This is a genomic window from Geobacillus lituanicus (assembly GCF_050994965.1).
Lineage (GTDB): Bacteria > Bacillota > Bacilli > Bacillales > Anoxybacillaceae > Geobacillus > Geobacillus stearothermophilus.
Genome location: NZ_CP194773.1, coordinates 17,372 through 35,106, shown reverse-complemented (window position 1 = coordinate 35,106; position 17,735 = coordinate 17,372). Strand labels below are relative to the sequence as shown.

The window sequence follows — 17,735 nt, the reverse complement described above, 5'->3', positions numbered from 1 at the left end:
TTGTTCTCGGCATTCAAGCGTTTAGGAGCGGATTCGCTCCTTTACGCGTTTATGAACGTCGGCACGAAGCTGATTGCCTTTTTGATGCTGCCGATTTATACAAGCTATTTGTCAAAGGCGCAGTACGGGGCGGTCTACTTGATCGACCAATGGACGTCGATGCTGACATTTCTCGTCATTTTCGGTACGGATTCGGCGCTCTCTTTTTACTATTACGACACGGACGACAAAGAGAAGCGCCTTTTGTATGTGCGCAACGTCATGTACTTCCGGCTGTTTGTCGTCGCCATCTTATTTTTGGCTGTCGTTTTGGCCGGTCCGTGGATCGCAGGCGCGCTGTTTCAAGAACCTCGCTATGTCGATTTGCTGTACATCAGTATCGCGACGTTGCTGCTCGATACGATTTTCGTCATGGCGACGACGGTGCTGCGGTTTGAATTTCAGACGAAAAAAGTCGTGATTTGGACGCTCGTGAAAATGCTGCTTGTCGCTGTGCTGTCGTATGCGGCGCTCCGGTGGTTCGCGGCGACGCCGGAAGGGCTGCTCATCGGCCGGCTCGTGAGCAGCGCGCTCGTGTTTTTGTTGATGCTGCATTTGACCGTAAAGTATATGGTGTGGCGCGTGCGCTTTGACGTGTTAAAGGAGCTGCTTGCCTACGCCGCCCCGCTCGTGCCGACTTCGCTCGCCTTTTGGGTGATCGCCAACGTCAGCACGTTTTTCATCCAACGGTTTGCGTCGTTGGAGGAAGTCGGGGTGTTTGGGGTTGCCTTGCGTCTCGCGACCGTGATCACGCTCATCACGAGCGGCGTGCAGATGGCGTGGCGTCCGTATTCGATGTCGATGAAAGACCGGCCGGAAAGCCGTGCGCTGTTTGCGAAAGTGTATATGGCGCTTTTGCTCATTGGAGCGTTTGGGCTGCTTTTGATCGCCACGGCGAGCCCGTGGCTTGTGGAAACCTTTTTCAAACCGGAATATCGCGATGCAGCGTCCTATATCCCGTTTTTATCGGCCGTCACGTTTTTGAACTTTTATTATCTGATTGTTTCCACCGGCTTGTTTTTGACAAAGGAAACCGGCTATATTTCACGGGTGTTCACGCTAGCGGCGCTTCTTCATCTTGCGTTGAACGCCGTGTTGGTGCCGCTTTGGCTCAGCTGGGGGGCGGTCGCGGCCAGCCTCATTACGTATATTGTCGCTGTGGCTTTCATTTTTCGCAAAAGCCAGCAAGTGTATCCTGTGCCAGTGTCATGGAAAAAGATGGCTTTGGTTTTGGTCGGCACATTGCTCGCCCTCATCGTCATCGTCTACGTTCAGCAGGCGTCGCTTGCTGACGGCTGGGTGCTCGCTGGTTGGGGCTTGTTTGCCGCCACGCTCTTTGCCAGCCGGGTTGATCGTGATTTGCGCCGTCCGGTGCGCACGATCGAGGATGAAAATGCGCAAAATACTTGATAACCGCTCATCTGATCTAGGAGGTGTTTCGGATGAAAATCGCCACCGTGTTAGGCGCCAGACCGCAGTTTATCAAGGCTGCCCCCGTCTCGCGCGTCTTGCGAAAACAATATACCGAAGTGCTGATCCATACCGGGCAGCACTATGACCCGAATATGTCGGCCATTTTTTTTGAGGAGTTGAATATTCCGACGCCTGACTACTATCTTGGGGTGGGTTCAGGCAGCCATGGAAAGCAAACGGGCGAAATGCTGATGAAAATTGAAGAAATTGTCATGCAAGAAAAACCGGATTATGTGCTCGTCTATGGCGATACGAACTCGACGCTCGCCGGCGCGTTGGTCGCTTCGAAGTTGCACATTCCGGTCATCCACGTCGAAGCCGGGCTGCGCAGCTTCAACAAGCAGATGCCGGAAGAAATCAACCGCATCATGACCGATCATGTCTCCGAGCTCTTATTTTGTCCAACGGAGACGGCCGTGGAAAATTTACGAAAAGAAAATATTACGCGAAACGTCTGGAATGTCGGCGACGTCATGTATGACGCCATTTTGTACAACAAGGAGCTCGCACAGCGCCAATCGACGATTTTGGCTGATTTGTCGCTGGCGGAACAATCCTACTACTTGATTACCATTCACCGAGCAGAAAATACCGATGACCCCGACAAATTGAAAGCCATTTTGGCTGCTTTTGCGGACATCGACGGGACGAAAGTGTGGCCGATTCATCCGCGGACGCGGCATAAGCTTGAAGAGTACGGCTTGGACGCTTCGGCGATTCCAGGGCTTCGGCTGATCGATCCGGTCGGTTATTTGGACATGCTTCGGCTAGAGAGCGGCGCGAAAAAAATCATCACCGATTCAGGCGGCGTGCAAAAGGAGGCGTATTTCTTGCGCGTGCCTTGCGTGACGGTGCGCGAACAAACCGAATGGGTGGAAACGCTCAAAGGCGGGGCGAACATCTTAACCGGCACGGACCGCGAGAAGATCGTCGCGGCGGTCCACAAGGAAGTCGCCCCTGTTTATGCGGACGTCTTTGGCGATGGGCATGCGGCGGAGAAAATCGTGGCGGCGATCGGACAGCGATAAGGGTGCGTCGGCATGTTGGACGTGTTGATCTGGTTGATTGTTCTTGTCGCCTCCACCTTGATGTTTCGCTATGCAGCGGGGACGCTTTCATGGAAGGCACCGAATCTCGTGTCGATTGTGTACTATTACTCGTTCCTTCTGTCGAGCTTCATCGGCGCGCTGCTGATCGCATTGGGAATGGATGATTACTACATGATTCGCAAGTTGTTTCGGCCCGAGGAATACCGGCAGATCGGGTTTTTCGTCGTCAGCTTCGTTATGATCGTGTTCCCGCTGTCGATGGTGGTCGTTTCAAGGCTGTGCGGATTTGAAGCCAGGCAGGAGTTTCGCGCCTATTTGCAAAAGCCGCTTTCCCCGTTGGCCGGAGCGACGGGCAGCCAAGTGTTTTATGCGTTTTTGGCGCTGTCGCTGCTCAGTTTTGCCGCCATTGCGTATATGATTTGGAAAACGCCGACGATTCCGGTGTTTGCGCTCTTGACAGGGACGGATGAGAGCTTGGCTGCGTTGCGCATTGAGGCGTCGCGCCATTTTGCCGGAAACGTGCTCGTTCGCAATATTTTTGCCATTACGCTCACGCCGCTTTTGTCGTTTATCGCTTATTTGTTTGCCGAGCTGACGCACGAGTGGCGGTGGAAGCTACTGTTTATCTGTCTGTTTGTCGGGGCGGTGTTCGTCAATGTGTATGATTTGGCCAAATCGCCGATTTTCTTTTATGTGATGATGTTTTTCCTCATTCGCATTTACATTGGAAAAACAAGGCTGTCGGCGGTGAAACTGGCGCTGTATGGGGGAGTGGGGGCGGCGGTGCTCGTCGGCATGTACATCGTCATTCAAGGGGTGCAAGATGCCACGACCTTTTTGTCTTACAACAAGGGCCCGATCGGCCGCATGATTTTGGCGCAAATCGCGCCGACGTTTCTTCATTTGAATTTGTTCGGCGAAGCGCTGCCATTTCTTTATGGAAAAAGCTTGCCCTCGATTTTAACAGGGTTGTTTGACGTCGAGAACGTCCGCTCCGCCCGCCTCGTGATGGCGCACGTGTTCCCGGAGCGGATCGAGGATGGAACGGGAGGGGTGCTCAATACGCTCTTTGTCGCTGAGGCGTATGCGAACTTTGGCTACGTTGGAATCGTCATCGGCACGCTGTATGTCGGTGTCGTGACGCAGCTGTTGTACATTGGGTTTCTACGGCTGCCAAAAAATCCTTTGTTTTTAAGTTTGTTCGTTTATTTTTCCGTTAACATCCCCCGCACGCTCGTCGGTGGGTTCACCGATTTTTTGTTCAATCCGACCTGGGTGCTGATCGTGGCGTTGTTTGGCGGAATGGCGTTATGGCTGCGGGTGCAGGGGGATTTACGGGCATGGTTTGCAACGAAAAGGCGAATCACTGATGAGGGATGAATGATGAAAACCGTATTGATTTATTACCCGTTTTCACTCGCCGCGGAACGAAACAGCGGGTCAAAGCTGCGGCCGTATGAAATGCATCAGGCGTTTTTGCGTTGGGGAGCGAAAGAGGGAGTGGACGTTCTTCTGATCGCCGGCACGTCAGCCGAGCGGGAGAAGCAATTTCAAGAGCTCCGCAGCCAAGGCAAGCTCGATGATGTCTGGTTTTGCTATATGGAAAACCAGACGATTCCGCTTTGGCTCACTGACCCAGGACACCGGCCGCAACGTCCGTTCGTCGACCGGGACGTTCTCCGCTACTTGAAAGCCCGCAACGTTCCGATCGGCGTCTTTTACCGCGACGTCTATTGGAAGTTTCCTGATTTGTATCCGCTCCGTGGTTGGAAAAAAGCGGCCATGCAAATGATGTACCGTTGGGAAGAACGGTTTTACGAGCGGTACTGCGATGTCATCTTTTTGCCGAGCCTCGAAATGGGAACATATGTCGCGATCCGCCGCCCGATGGTTGATTTGCCGCCGGGTGGGAAGCAAAAGCCGTTTCAGCGGTTCGGGACGGCGAAACAGCCGCTGAATGCCATTTATGTTGGCGGCATCAACAATGCCGACTATGGGCTTTTGCTCCTGCTCGAGGCGATTCGCTTGGCAAACCGCCGCAAGCCGCTTGTTTCGCTCACCGTCGTCTGCCGAAAAGACGAGTACGAGCGGCAGCCGCTTGCGGTGAAAGAAGAGCTTGCCGCCTTGCAAGTGCGCGTCGAGCACGTCAGCGGCGAAGCGCTCGACCGTTTGTATGCGGAGATGGATTTCGCCTTCATCCCGCGGCGGCGGAGCGAGTACAATGATTTTTCCGTTCCCGTCAAGCTGGTTGACTATCTGTCGAGCGGCCTGCCGATTGTCGCCACCGCTTGCTCAGCGCAAAAGCGGCTGATTGAAGCGGATGGGTACGGCGTCATTTGCGACGACAACCCGTCGTCGATGGCAGAAGCGATCGCCAAGATGGCGGACATGCTCGAGGAGTGCCGCTTGCGCATTGAGCAGACGTTTATGGCGAAACATTCGTGGGAAGCGAGAGTGGAAAAGGTGAAAGAAACGTTGGTGGGGGGCCTCCGATGAAAGTCGCCTTATTGGCTCCAAGCAAATCGATCCATACGCATAAGTGGGCCCGCTTTTACCAAACGCAAGGCATTGATGTGAAAGTCGTGACGTTTAAAGACCATTACGGGCCGGAGCAAGCGAAAGAAGTCGAGACAGTCGTGCTGCCGAAATGGCTGCCGGGGAAGTTGTCGTATTTTTCCACTGTCTTTTCATTAAAGCGGCTGCTCGCTTCGTTTCGACCAGATATTTTGCACGCCCATTATGCCTCCAGCTACGGGTTGATCGGGGCGCTTGCGGGGTATCATCCGTTTTACGTCTCCGTCTGGGGGCGCGACGTGTATCAGTTTCCGAATGCCAATCGTTGGAACCGACGGATGCTTGAATATACATTCCAGCGTGCGGATGTCATTTGTTCGACAAGCCGTGTGATGGCGAAAGAAACCGGAAAGTATACGGACAAACCGATCGAAGTGACGCCGTTTGGTGTTGATGTCGCCCGCTTCAAACCGTTGCCGAAACAGCCGAAACGGACCGTGACGATCGGCACGGTGAAAGCTCTTTCCGACAAGTACGGGATCGCCGATTTGATTCGGGCGTTTGCCATTGTGCACGAGCGGCATCCGCAAACGGAGCTGTTGATCGTCGGCGACGGGCCGCAGCGGAGTGAATACGAGGAGCTGTGCGCCCGCCTCGGCATCCAATCCGTGACGACGTTTGCCGGCAAAGTTCCGAACGAACAAGTGCCGCTGTATATCAATCAAATGGATATTTTCGCCGTGCCTTCGACTGAAGACAGCGAAAGTTTTGGCGTTGCCGCCGTCGAGGCGATGGCGTGCGGCGTTCCCGTTGTCGTCTCCAACGTCGGCGGGCTGCCGGAAGTCGTCCGTGAGGGAACAACGGGGTTGATCGTGCCGAAAAACAGTCCGGAAAAGCTGGCGGAGGCGTTCGAACGGCTGCTGCTTGATGAGAGGCTGCGGCAACGAATGGGGGAAAACGGCGTCAACCATGTCCATGAACATTACGATTGGACGGAAAATGCGATGCGCATGATCCGATTGTATGAGCAAACGTTGAAAGGCGGTGGAGGGAGTCGATGAGGAACAAAGCCGTCATATCAGCCGCCGCGGTTGGTGCTCGTTTGTTGCCGAAAGCGGAGGCTAAGTCGCGAAGCCGGCGGCTTTCCGTTGGCAAGCTCATGATGACCGTCGGTTCGCGGCAACGATTATCCATCCAAGGACAGCGGGACGATGCCAGGGGGGCGTTTCCCCTTTTCCACGCCTCGTTTGCGCTCGCCTCTTGGCGCTCGAAATGGAACGTTCGTTTGCGATTTTTTGGGAAAGTGGTGTGGAGCGGGCCATGAGGATCATTTACCTATGCCAACACTTCCCGCCGGAAACAGGCGCACCGCAAATTCGTGTGTATGAGGTGAGCAAGGAGCTGATCAAACGGGGGCATCAAGTGGAAGTGCTCACGGCGTTCCCGCATCACCCGCACGGCGTCATCCCCAAGCCATACCGCGGCCTGTTTTATTTGTTCGAACAATGGGACGGCATTCCCGTTCATCGGACATGGATTTATCCGTCGCCAAAGGGGAGCTTTTGGAAACGGCTCGCTTCGTATTTTTCGTTTACGTTCAGCTCGTTTTATTCGCTGCTTGTGAAAGCGAAGCCGACGGATGTGATCATTTGCAATTCCCCGCCGTTGTTTTTAGGGATCACCGGGTACGTGGGCGCGAAGTTGAAACGGGCGAAGTTTGTCTTCAACGTCGCTGACATTTGGCCGGAATCGGCCGTTGAGCTCGGCATTTTGAAAAATCGGCTGTTCATCCGAATGGCGAGATGGCTCGAGCTGTTTTTATACCGGAAGGCTTGGAAAATCGCCGCCGCGACGGAAGGCATTCGCGATTATATGATTGAGCAAGGGAAGGCGCCCGAGGATGTCTTTTTATTGCCGAACGGCGTCAACACGGATGTGTTTCGCCCGCTGCCGAAAAACAAGAAGCTGCTTGCGGAATTAGGGCTCGAAGGAAAAGTGGTGTTTACGTACGCCGGAACGATGGGATACGCCCAAGGGCTCGATTCGGTGCTGCGGGCGGCGGCCATCGTCAAAGCAAAAGATGAACGGGCGCATTTCCTGTTTGTCGGCGACGGCCAAGAGCGAGAAAAGCTGATGGCGTTAAAAGAAGAGCTCGGCCTTGACAATGTGACGTTTTACGGATCCGTTCCGGTTGAGAAGATGCCGGAGATTTTCTCCATCACCGATTACAGCATCGTTTCGCTGCGCAACATCGATTTGTTTAAAGGGGCAAGGCCGTCGAAAATTTTCCCGGCGATCGCCACCGGAACCCCGGTGCTGTATTGCGGCGAAGGGGAGAGCGCTGAGATTTTAGAAACATATCATTGCGGAAAAATCGCTCCTCCAGAAAATCCTGAACAGATCGCTGCAGCGGTTCTCGAGTTGCTTTGCCTTCCGAGCGAGGAATACGAAAAGATGGCGGAAAATGGGCGCAAGTTGGCGGTGGAGCAATACTCATGGATTCGCATTGTCGACGATTTGCTTCACGCCCTTGGCGATGAAACAAAACGCGAATCCGTTTGGCCGACGGAACAATAAAAAAGAAAAGGGTGTCCCGCTCATAAGCAGGATGCCCTTTCCTTTATGTGAAAAGCGGCTATGTTTCCATTTGGAAAGATATTTTCCGACCGCGTCGGGAGTGTTGGAATGCGAGTGATGTTTTCCTTCACAATCGTCATGCTTTCACTCGAACGAGACTTCCGCCCCGCGGAAGTAATGCTCTAAAATTTGCTCCGCCGTCCATCCACGCTCGGCAAATGCTTTTGCTCCGTATTGGCTCATGCCGATCCGGTGCCCCCATCCTTTTCCAGTGACAGTGATCGAGCTAACCCCTGACGGCGAGGCGGAAAGCGGCACGATGCCATCCGTTGTTTGCACCTTGATTCCTTCGACGCCGGCGAGCGAAACGGTTCCGTTCCCTGTTTGGACGGAGTAAGATGACAAGGAAGAGGCGGCGATGTTGCCGCTGGCCGTTTGAATCGACACGAATGGACCGCTTTTTTGCACTTGAATGTCAAACCAGTTGGACGGCAAGATGCCGTAAAATTGATTGCCGTCTAGCGGGAACAGTTTGCGGATGGTCGTCTCATTGCCTTTCACCGTTTTTTCGCCTGCCGAGGTTTCAATCGTGACGGCACCCACTTCTCCGTTCGCGCCGGTTTTGGCGATCGAGACGTCGTATAAAACAACCGATGGATCGGTGAACCCGAACGAACGCAACAGCACAGCTGGGGAGAAGGTGAATGACCATCGGCTGTACGGCGATGATTCATACGGGTCATCGACGCTCGCCAAATATGGGTAGGCGGTTTGCGACGAGTTCCAGACGTCGCTTACATTGGCGGTTCTGCCGCCGCTTGTCGAGTGGTAATACGTTTCAATGATACTGCCATTATATTTCAGATACAATCCTCTTGTTGCATCCACTGCCGCGTTCGATCGTGGAGATTCTCCATCATATCCTTTATACGTCTGTGTGTTTGGATTGGTCGTCAAACTTGTTTTATGTTTATAGGCATAGTTTCGGGCTGCAATGGCTTGCGCCTTCAGCGCCTCAAGCGGCCAAGAGGCAGGCATCTCGCTCGGCACGACTCCTTTTAAATAATCTTCCATATCTAAAATATTGACAGCATACAAGGCGCTGTTTTGCAGGCGAATGTCGACGCTTCCCCGATACCGCGTTTGGTTCACCTTGACAAGGGACAACGGCGCCGCGCCGATTGTTTCTTGAATAGTAAATCCGGTGCTTGAAAAATCCGTCTTTCCATTGTACGTGACAAACACGGTCGAAGAGGAAGACCGAAATGTCAAATTTGTCTTGCTTGGCAACGGGGTAATCGTCAACGTCTCTTTATTGACGATTTGATAGTTTCCTTCGACGGCGACTGTCACCGATGTCCCTTTATATAAAAGGACTTGCACGGGATTGTTGTACGTTTTCACCCCAGCGGCGTTCGACGCGGAAGGAGAGACGATGAGCAAAAACAGGCCGACGGCCAACCACGCCAATTTTTTCACCGTCTACTTCACCTCACCAAATTCAGCGGCCATCCAACCCCGACGCCCATCAGACAGTTGCACGTTGTACCATTTCTCCCCTTTGCTGTTGGTAAACGGCTGAATATAGACCATCTCTGTCCCTTTTGGAACGGTCGCAATAATCGGATAAGAAGTCGTCGCTCCTTTTCGAATATTGACCGCGGCCGTGGCGATGACGTGCTTGGTGCTGTCGCTGCTGACGGCGGATGTCGAGACATCGCCGGAATAAATCCAACCTTTCAACGATGAGGAGAGGATGATGTTGTACCACAATCCTTGGGAAGTAAGGTGCGCCCCGACCACTTGCAGTGAAGCCCCTGCCTGTTTATAAGTGATGACGCGGTAGCTCGTTGACGCTCCGCTGCGGACGGCCGCCTTGTTTTTCGCTACATAGACGACAGAAGGCAAAGAAGGCGAAGCGGGTTTGCTAGCAAGTTGTTGTTGAAGTTGTTGAATTTGTTGTTGCTGGGCGGCCAGTTGTGCTTTCAGGTTGGCAATGTCGTTTTTCATCGGGTTGAGCTGGGAAGTCACCCAGTCGACGCTCGCTAACACGACTTCTTCCGATGCTTTCATCGCCGATGGCGTAAACAAGAGGGCGCCTGCCGTCATTCCGACCGCTAGGCTGGCAGCAACGGCCCATTTGGCTTTTCGTTTCATCATGTTCATCTCCCCCGTTTTTGGATATGGAAAGAAAGGAGAATAATAGCTTTCCTAAAAGGCCGGTGAAACACAACGGATTCGCTCGGTTCATGAGGAATCGCAAGGAATGAAAACGCGATGCTGCCATGTTTCTCAGTTTGACGAACTCCGTCGTAAAGCTTTGCAATCCGTTGCATTACCGGCCTTCTCATGCTATTATTCTCCGAACGCGAACAAACTAGAATTGGCTGAAATACTCTTCCAGTCCTTCGCGAATGCCGACGGCCGCTTTTTGGCGGAACGCTTTCGTTTTGAGCAGCGCCTCTTCATTTGGATTGGAGATGAAGGCGAGCTCAACGAGAATGCTCGGCAGCTCGTTTTTCCGGTTGACGTAAAAGTCTTGCGTTTTATGGCCGCGGTCATATGTTCCGAGCTGTTGGACAAGATGTTTTTGCACGATGGCGGCCAACTGCTTGCTTTTTGGCCCATTGAAGTTGCTCGATACGTTGTAGTACGTTGTCGTTCCGCGAGATGTCCGCGAGTACGAGTCGGCGTGAATGCTGATAAAGGCGTCGTAGTCGGAACTGTTGGCGATCCATGTCCGTTCAGACAGCTCCAAAAAGATGTCGGTGCTTCGCGTCAATTTCACGATCGCTCCGGCCCGCTCCAATTCTTCTTTTAGCAATAAGGCGGTGTCGAGAGTAATATCTTTTTCCCGCGTGCCGCCAGGGCCGATCGCCCCGGTGTCGTGCGCCCCATGCCCTGCGTCAATGATGATTTTTTTGCCCTTGAGTCCGGTCTCGAGAATTTTCAGCGCCAATCGGTCGCTGTAATGGCGCAGGGTGAACGTGTACCCCGGTTCAAAGGTGATGAGCAGGCTGCTGCCGTTCCACTCCACCGTTTGTATGCCTGGAATGTCGGTCGACGGGACTTCAGCGTAGGAAAACGAGCCGGTGATTTTCAGACGATTGCCCGGCAACAACGAATAGGAGACGCGGAAATTAGAAGTTTTTTTCCACGTCAAATAGGCATCTTCGTTGATGGTCGAAAACGTCGGTTCAACGAGACTATTTAAGGCGACGGTAGAGGTGCTTGATTCCTCCACCCATCCGCGGACGCCATTGGATGTTTCGACATTCAGCCATCCATGATATTCGTAAAGGACAGCAAGCCGCTCATTCGCTGCCAACGCCTTCAACGATTGATAGTTCGAAGAGGCACCTCGGCGCAGCGGAGTGCCCGCCTGTTTGACGTATACGTAGGATGGGGCTTTTACTTCAAACACCGGCATCCATCCCGTTTTCCCCGATGCAGAGGTGACTTGCACCCAGTCGAACGGAGATGCTTCTGTCGTCTTCAAAACCGTGACCGTTCGGTTTTTCGCAATCCGCTCGATGACGGCGGCGCTCAACGAAGGTTCGGCAAACAGCGCCGCATTAGCGGTGGTCACCTGCTTTTGCATCCCCTGGCTGGCTGGTGGGGAAAGGTAGGATTTGGTTACGACCGTCCTGTGCACCCAGCCGAGCGTTTTTCCATTGAGGGACACTTTGTACCAAAGCGCTCCCGACGCATCTTTGGCGCTTGACAGGCTGTTCAGTTTGGTTCCTTTTTTCAGTTGGGTGACGACTTTTGCTTTTAAAGATGGAGCTTGCCGCACATTGGCGACCGAAACGCTGACCGTCAGCGGCTGGCCTGAGACGCTGGACGTATCCGAGACACCGCTTGGAACCGACATGGTTGATGACATCGTCAACACTTTTTCCGACACCCATCCCCGGACATGTCCGAGATCAACGCGGCACCAAAGTTCCTGACCATTTGTGACGAACAAATCGATCACTTTGACAGATTGACCGCGTGACACTGTGGCGACGGCGCGGTAATGGACGCTCGCCCCGCGGCGAACCGGGGAGGACTGCACAACGTTCATGAATGTCGGCAAAAGTGTCGGAAGCTGTTTGGGTATGTAGATCTGTTCCGTTTTCACCCATCCTTTGACTCCCGCCCACTCCACACGCACATACTGTTCCCCGAGCGAATTGGTGAACTCGGCAATGATGGAGACGACATCGCCGTTAGACAGTGTTTTGACGACCGGATAGTAAGGGGATGCCCCCTTGCGCATCGCGATGTCGTTGGCGGCGATCACCGCACGCTTTCCGACGAGCATGGAAGGCGGTTGGTTGGAAAAGCTGTCCGCACGCGTCCAGCCGGTGACGCCTCCGTACTCGATGCGGTACCACGTTTCACCATAGGCATTTTGAAACTCGTCTATGACGTTCACTTGTTGGCCAGCGGGAATCGAACCAACGGATCGATATGAATCGGTTGCCCCTCTTCTCAGCAACGAGTCTTGCTTGGCGAACATCACGTTAGGGAAGGCGGAAGAGACATGCGCTTCAGAAAAGTCGTCTGCCCGCGCCCAGCCCGTGATGCCCTTATATTCGATGCGATACCACGTTTCGCCAGCAGCGTTTTGGAACTTGTCGATGACCTTTACTTGTTGGCCAGCGGAAATGGATTCGACGATTTGATAGGAATCCGTCGCTCCTCTCCTCAGCAAAGCGTTATGCTCAGCGACCATGAGTGTCGGTGAGGATGAGGACGGACTTCCATCGGCGGCCAAGGCGGCCGACGGCCACAGCGGGCAAGTCACCAACAAGACGGAAAGAAGCGTTTTTTTCAAGGATTCGATCCCCCCTTTTTTCTCAAGTTTGCGTTTTCTATACTATCATAGCGAATTTTGCCGTTTTATCCAACCCGAATTCAGTCCTATTATGAGAAAAAATGAAAAGTTTTGTTGAAAAAGAGAGAAAAAAAGCAGAGGACATGAAAAGTTGTGTTCTTTCATCATCATTGCGGCATGATATACGCTGTAAATGGAAAAAGGCGCCCCATTGCTTTTGGGAGCACCTTCTTTGTGATCGTTAATTTTGGTTTTGTGTGGATGGTGAATCGCTGCGCGTGAGGGAGGCGTTGGACGTCTCGAGCGCTTGCCGCAGCGTTTCATTGATTGAGCTGACCGATTGCTCGTCGGGGATGTAGTAGTACACGCCGTTGATCGTTTCATCGTATCCTTCTAGATGCAGATTTTGTACGTCCACGTTTTTCATTTTTTGATAGACATAGATGAACGACAACAAATCGGCCGGAGGGATGTTCGTCCGCACGTGATCCCCTAAATCGGCGATGATGTCATCCAGCTTCGGCAGCGAGGTGATGGACGTGCTTTTGTCAATAATGGCACGAATGACTTGTTTTTGCCGCTCGTTTCGGCCAAAGTCGCCGCGGGGGTCCGATTTTCTCATGCGCACATAGGCGAGCGCTTCATTGCCGTTCAACTCTTGTTTGCCTTTATGGAACGTATGCCATTTGAGCGAACCTGTCAGCTGAGCTTTGAATGTAAACGGAACATCTACCGTGACGCCGCCGAGGGAATCGACAATTTTTTCGAACCCTTCAAAATCAGTCGTCACGTAATAGTCAATCGGTACATCGATCAGCTCATTGACGGCTGCAATCGTCGATTGAATGCCGCCGTAGCTGTAGGAATGGGTGATTTTGTCTTTCCGCCCTTCGCTCGGGATGTAAACGCGCGTGTCGCGCGGAATGCTCAACAAATACACTTTGTTCGTCTTCGGATTGACGGTCAAAAGCATGACGACATCAGACCGCCCCTCCTCGTCGTGGTACTGGTTTTCCACTCCGACTAACAGCACGGTAAACGGATCTTTGCGCATTTCAATATTTCTTGCAGGCTTGCTTGATGGATCAAGCGCTTGATACATTTTGCTTGACGCCTGTTTCGTCTCGGAGTAAATATTGTAGCCAAAGGCGCCGACACCCCCGAGCAAAAGAAGAAACACGAGCAAAAATAATCGGCGGAGCCGCTTTTTTTTCTTTCGCTTTTTCACCGTTTTTCTTGTATGATTCATCGTTTAACCCTTCTTTCCTTTACGGTGTCGTTTTAGGAAGACGGAAGCAACCGTTCGGCATACTCCATCGCTCCCGCCTGAATGTCCGCCCTTCCGTTTGTCAGTTCGGTCATCCACTCGCCGAACGAAGACTGGCCGTCCTCGGGAACGAGAACATCAAACGTGACGCGGTCGGCATATTGGATATTTTTAATAGTATATACGGAAGAGCGCAGCTCATTTTCCACCTTCCCAAGCCACGAATAGTCGATCGTGACATGCATGACGCGCATGAGCCGGCGTTCGACGATGCCGGCGGCGTTCAGGCCTTCTGAGACGGCGCGGCTGTATGCACGCACCAAGCCGCCCGCACCGAGCTTGATGCCGCCGAAGTAGCGGGTGACGACCGCGACGGTGTCTTTCAACCCTTTTTTCTTCAGCACTTCAAGCATCGGCACCCCTGCGGTGCCGCTCGGCTCGCCGTCATCGTTCGCTTTTTGGATTTGGTCATGCTCGCCGATCAAATAGGCGGAGCAGTTGTGGGTGGCGTCCCAATGCTTCTTCTTGATTTGTTGAATAAAGGCGACAGCCTCTTCTTCCGTTTCCGCGCGGTTGACATAGCAGATAAACCGTGATTTTTCAATTACGATTTCGTGTTCACCGTATCCTTTAACCGTGTAATATTTTTGCAACAAAACGAAACACCTCAACGATCAACATCGTGCAAACGGTTTATTTGTTTATTTTTTTGCACGAACGGCTAGCGCTCTGTTCTCAATATGGTAAACTAAAAATAAAAGAGCAATAGATAGAGCATGCTTTTATTATTATAAATCGACAACTTTTTTCCTTCAAACAAATTTTGCTGGCGCCCATGCGCACCGCTTGGCAGCGCTGTTGGAGGTTGGCAAATGGCTAAGGCAAAACAGTGGGACGTAAAGCAGTTAGATCGGATTGTCGAAAAAATGATCGACACCGTTCAACATAGCAAAGACGAAATTTTCCGCATCGGGGAGCAGTCGCGTCAAGAGCACGACCATTTGCTTCGCGAACTTGAGGAGGTGAAGCGGCTGACCGTGCAGGCGATCGAAGAAGCGGATCAGCTGGAAATGAAGGTGCGTCAGGCGCGCCGCCGCCTGTCGGAAGTGAGTCAAAACTTTTCCACCCACTCGGAGCAAGATATTCGCGAGGCGTATGAAGCGGCGCATGAGTTGCATATGAAGCTGACGATGGTGCGCGAGCGGGAGAAACAGCTGCGGCTGCGCCGCGACGAGCTCGAGCGGAGATTGGCGAGCCTTGCGCAAATTATCGAACGCGCCGATTATTTAGTTGGACAAATTACGGTCGTGCTTCACTACTTAAACAGCGATTTCCGCCAGGTCGGCGAGCTCGTTGAAGGGGCGAAGCAAAAGCAGGAATTTGGGCTGAAAATCATCGAAGCCCAGGAAGAAGAGCGGCGTCGGCTGTCGCGGGAAATCCATGACGGTCCGGCGCAGCTGCTTGCGCATGTCCTGCTTCGATCGGATCTCGTCGAAAAGGTGATCAAAGAGCGAGGGACAGAGGCGGCGATCGCCGAGATTCGTGATTTTCGCAAAATGGTGCGTTCGGCTTTGTCCGAAGTGCGCCGCATCATTTACGATTTGCGGCCGATGGCGCTTGATGATTTAGGATTGGTTCCGACGCTAAAAAAATACTTGCAAACGACCGAAGAATATAATAACGGAGTCCATATTTCCTTTGTACATATCGGCGAAGAAATTCGGCTGCCGTCGCGGATGGAAGCGGCCGTGTTTCGCCTTGTCCAAGAGTCGGTGCAAAATGCCTTAAAGCACGCCGAAGCGCGCCATATCGACGTCAAAATGGAAGTGACGTGCCGCCATCTGCTTGTCAGTGTCAAAGACGATGGCAAAGGATTTGATCCATCGGTCAAAAAAGAAAATGCGTTCGGCTTGATCGGGATGCGGGAGCGGGTCGAGCTGCTTGACGGCACGTTGACGATTCGTTCGAAACCTGGCAGCGGCACGACCGTGTTCATTCGCGTTCCGATTGACCGTTCAGCCGCAGACATGACCAAGGAGGAGAGGAAACGATGAAAACACGCATCGCCATTATCGATGACCATTCACTATTCCGTGAAGGCATTAAGCGCATTTTAGAATTTGAAGGCGATTTTGAAGTCGTGGCCGAAGGAAGCGACGGAAGCGAAGCGCTGTCGATCGTCGAAACATACCGCCCGGATTTGGTGCTCATGGACATCAATATGCCGGACATGAACGGAGTGGAAGCGACAAAGCAGCTCATCGAAACGTATCCGGAGACGAAAGTCGTCGTCCTATCGATCCATGACGATGAAAACTATGTGATGCGCGCCTTGCAGACGGGAGCGACCGGGTATTTGCTGAAAGAAATGGACGCTGACACGCTCATTGAAGCGGTGAAAGTCGTCGCTGAAGGCGGCTCGTATTTGCACCCGAAAGTGACGCACAACTTAATTCGCGAATACCGCCGTCTGACGTCGGAAAAAGGCGGCGTGGCGGTCAAACAAGAAGTGCGCCGCCCGCTCCATTTGTTGACGCGGCGCGAATGCGAAGTGCTGCAGCTGTTGGCCGACGGCAAAAGCAACCGCGCCATCGGCGAAGCGCTGTACATTAGCGAAAAAACGGTGAAAAACCACGTCAGCAGCATCTTGCAAAAATTAAACGTCAATGACCGGACGCAAGCCGTTGTGGTTGCGATCAAAAACGGCTGGGTCGAAGTGCGCTGAACGGAACGGGGGCTCTCGCCAGTCTTTGCAGCGGTGCGTTGACGATCGAAGCGGCTTCCTGTGGCATCGATGCGCCGTTTGGCGGCGAAGGAGCGGCTTGGGCAAAGCGTTGCATGAGGATCAACGATGTTCCGCTTCACGGCCTGCCCGCGTTCTTTGCCTCCTCATGCATCGAGCGGTGGTGGACAACGAGTCTTTTTGGTATAATGGCAGAAAAGGCTGAATCAGGAAGGAATGGCGCCTGTGAAAATTGCGATTGTCACCGATAGCACGGCTTATTTGCCGAAAGACGTGCGCGAGCGGCTCGGCATCCGGATGATTCCGCTCAGCGTCATTTTTGGGGACGAAACATATCGCGAAGAGATCGATATGACGGCCGATGAATTTTTTGTCAAAATCAAGCAGAATCCTAAGCTGCCGACGACATCGCAGCCCTCAGTCGGCGAATTTGTCGACTTGTTCACTGCCATTCGTGAGGAAGGGTACGACGCTGTCATCAGCATCCACCTCTCAAGCGGCATCAGCGGCACGTACCAAGGGGCGGTCACGGCGGGGACGATGGTGGACGGATTGCGTGTTTACGCATACGACTCGGAAATCAGCTGCATGGCACAAGGGTTTTATGCGATCGAAGCGGCGGAAATGGCGCAGGCGGGGAGGTCTCCTGAGGATATCATCGCTCGCTTGGATGAAATGAAACAAACGCTGCGCGCCTACTTTATGGTCGATGACTTGGCCCATCTGCAGCGGGGCGGACGGCTGACCGGGGCGCAGGCGTTCATCGGCGGCCTCTTGCAAATCAAGCCGCTTCTTCGCTTTGAAAACAAAGTGATCGTGCCGTTTGAAAAAATCCGCACGCGCAAAAAAGCGATCCACCGCATCGAAGAGCTGTTCGCCGAAGATGCGGAAAAGGGTGTGCCGCTCAAAGCCGCCATCATCCACGCCAACCAGCCCGATGAAGCGAGCCGTTGGCGCGATGAGCTGGCCGCCCGCTATCCGCACGTTGAGTTTTTGATCAGTTATTTCGGCCCCGTCATCGCCACGCACGTCGGCGAAGGGGCGCTCGGGCTGACGTGGTATCAGCCATAAGCCGAGGCCGCAAAGCGCCGCCTCGAGGCGTTGCAGCCGAGCACAAGGCGGAACGGTGTGCTCCGCCTTGTGCGGCGGCGGATTCTCGTTTCCGCTGTATGGTCGATCAAGATGTTTCCGTCTTCCCGTTTGGCGTTCATGGGACGAAATGATCCGAATGAGTTTTGGGTCATGTTG

Annotated in this window: 16 protein-coding genes; 10 read left to right on the top strand and 6 right to left on the bottom strand. The window is 53.2% G+C overall.

Annotated elements, in window-relative coordinates:
- From ACR1UW_RS00170 to ACR1UW_RS00140, 7 genes are read left to right on the top strand one after another with little or no spacing between them, the layout of a single operon-like run.
- Entirely contained in the window at nucleotides 1–1,449 is a 1,449-nt protein-coding gene (locus tag ACR1UW_RS00170; RefSeq protein ID WP_033009507.1) for a lipopolysaccharide biosynthesis protein, read from the top strand.
- Nucleotides 1,450–1,481: 32 nt separating this feature from the next.
- Nucleotides 1,482–2,540, top strand: coding sequence for a non-hydrolyzing UDP-N-acetylglucosamine 2-epimerase (gene wecB, locus ACR1UW_RS00165; RefSeq protein ID WP_011232632.1), 1,059 nt, complete (start codon nucleotides 1,482–1,484; stop codon nucleotides 2,538–2,540).
- A 12-nt stretch (nucleotides 2,541–2,552) separates the two neighbouring features.
- Entirely contained in the window at nucleotides 2,553–3,941 is a 1,389-nt protein-coding gene (locus ACR1UW_RS00160) for an O-antigen polymerase (RefSeq protein ID WP_050367834.1), read from the top strand.
- Nucleotides 3,942–5,057 (top strand): glycosyltransferase, encoded by a 1,116-nt coding sequence (locus tag ACR1UW_RS00155; RefSeq protein ID WP_014196796.1) that lies wholly within the window; start codon nucleotides 3,942–3,944, stop codon nucleotides 5,055–5,057.
- Nucleotides 5,054–6,136: a glycosyltransferase gene (locus tag ACR1UW_RS00150; RefSeq protein WP_014196795.1), complete on the top strand. Its 1,083-nt coding sequence runs from the start codon at nucleotides 5,054–5,056 to the stop codon at nucleotides 6,134–6,136. The genes ACR1UW_RS00155 and ACR1UW_RS00150 overlap by 4 nt, the downstream gene beginning before the upstream one ends.
- A complete protein-coding gene (locus ACR1UW_RS00145; RefSeq protein ID WP_013146451.1) occupies nucleotides 6,133–6,399 on the top strand; it encodes a hypothetical protein in 267 nt (88 codons plus the stop codon). Before ACR1UW_RS00150 ends, ACR1UW_RS00145 begins: the two co-directional genes overlap by 4 nt.
- Entirely contained in the window at nucleotides 6,396–7,652 is a 1,257-nt protein-coding gene (locus ACR1UW_RS00140; RefSeq protein ID WP_011232627.1) for a glycosyltransferase family 4 protein, read from the top strand. The genes ACR1UW_RS00145 and ACR1UW_RS00140 overlap by 4 nt, the downstream gene beginning before the upstream one ends.
- Nucleotides 7,653–7,796: 144 nt before the next feature.
- Here ACR1UW_RS00140 and ACR1UW_RS00135 read toward each other — a convergent pair whose 3' ends face one another.
- The 5 genes from ACR1UW_RS00135 to ACR1UW_RS00115 form a co-directional block, all read right to left on the bottom strand.
- Complete coding sequence (locus ACR1UW_RS00135; RefSeq protein WP_033009504.1) at nucleotides 7,797–9,131, bottom strand: SpoIID/LytB domain-containing protein; 1,335 nt, start codon at nucleotides 9,129–9,131, stop codon at nucleotides 7,797–7,799.
- 3 nt (nucleotides 9,132–9,134) lie between these two features.
- Nucleotides 9,135–9,812, bottom strand: coding sequence for an SH3 domain-containing protein (locus tag ACR1UW_RS00130; RefSeq protein ID WP_498934182.1), 678 nt, complete (start codon nucleotides 9,810–9,812; stop codon nucleotides 9,135–9,137).
- Nucleotides 9,813–10,029: 217 nt separating this feature from the next.
- A complete protein-coding gene (locus ACR1UW_RS00125; RefSeq protein WP_033009503.1) occupies nucleotides 10,030–12,477 on the bottom strand; it encodes an SH3 domain-containing protein in 2,448 nt (815 codons plus the stop codon).
- A gap of 241 nt (nucleotides 12,478–12,718) precedes the next feature.
- Nucleotides 12,719–13,726: an LCP family protein gene (locus tag ACR1UW_RS00120; protein ID WP_498934180.1), complete on the bottom strand. Its 1,008-nt coding sequence runs from the start codon at nucleotides 13,724–13,726 to the stop codon at nucleotides 12,719–12,721.
- A gap of 32 nt (nucleotides 13,727–13,758) precedes the next feature.
- Nucleotides 13,759–14,400 (bottom strand): YigZ family protein, encoded by a 642-nt coding sequence (locus tag ACR1UW_RS00115; protein ID WP_033009501.1) that lies wholly within the window; start codon nucleotides 14,398–14,400, stop codon nucleotides 13,759–13,761.
- 216 nt (nucleotides 14,401–14,616) lie between these two features.
- Here ACR1UW_RS00115 and ACR1UW_RS00110 point away from each other — a divergent pair, with 216 nt between their 5' ends.
- The 3 genes from ACR1UW_RS00110 to ACR1UW_RS00100 all read left to right on the top strand — a co-directional run bounded on the left by ACR1UW_RS00110 (nucleotide 14,617) and on the right by ACR1UW_RS00100 (nucleotide 17,558).
- Nucleotides 14,617–15,798 (top strand): sensor histidine kinase, encoded by a 1,182-nt coding sequence (locus ACR1UW_RS00110; RefSeq protein ID WP_498934178.1) that lies wholly within the window; start codon nucleotides 14,617–14,619, stop codon nucleotides 15,796–15,798.
- On the top strand, nucleotides 15,795–16,469 hold the full coding sequence (locus ACR1UW_RS00105) for a response regulator (RefSeq protein WP_047819041.1): 675 nt from the start codon (nucleotides 15,795–15,797) through the stop codon (nucleotides 16,467–16,469). The genes ACR1UW_RS00110 and ACR1UW_RS00105 overlap by 4 nt, the downstream gene beginning before the upstream one ends.
- Nucleotides 16,470–16,712: 243 nt before the next feature.
- Nucleotides 16,713–17,558 carry a DegV family protein gene (locus tag ACR1UW_RS00100; RefSeq protein WP_094239231.1) on the top strand — a complete coding sequence of 282 codons (846 nt, stop codon included), beginning with the start codon at nucleotides 16,713–16,715 and terminating at the stop codon, nucleotides 17,556–17,558.
- Here ACR1UW_RS00100 and ACR1UW_RS00095 read toward each other — a convergent pair.
- Nucleotides 17,549–17,698: a hypothetical protein gene (locus ACR1UW_RS00095; RefSeq protein WP_498934175.1), complete on the bottom strand. Its 150-nt coding sequence runs from the start codon at nucleotides 17,696–17,698 to the stop codon at nucleotides 17,549–17,551. The genes ACR1UW_RS00100 and ACR1UW_RS00095 overlap by 10 nt on opposite strands.
- Nucleotides 17,699–17,735: the final 37 nt, after the last annotated feature.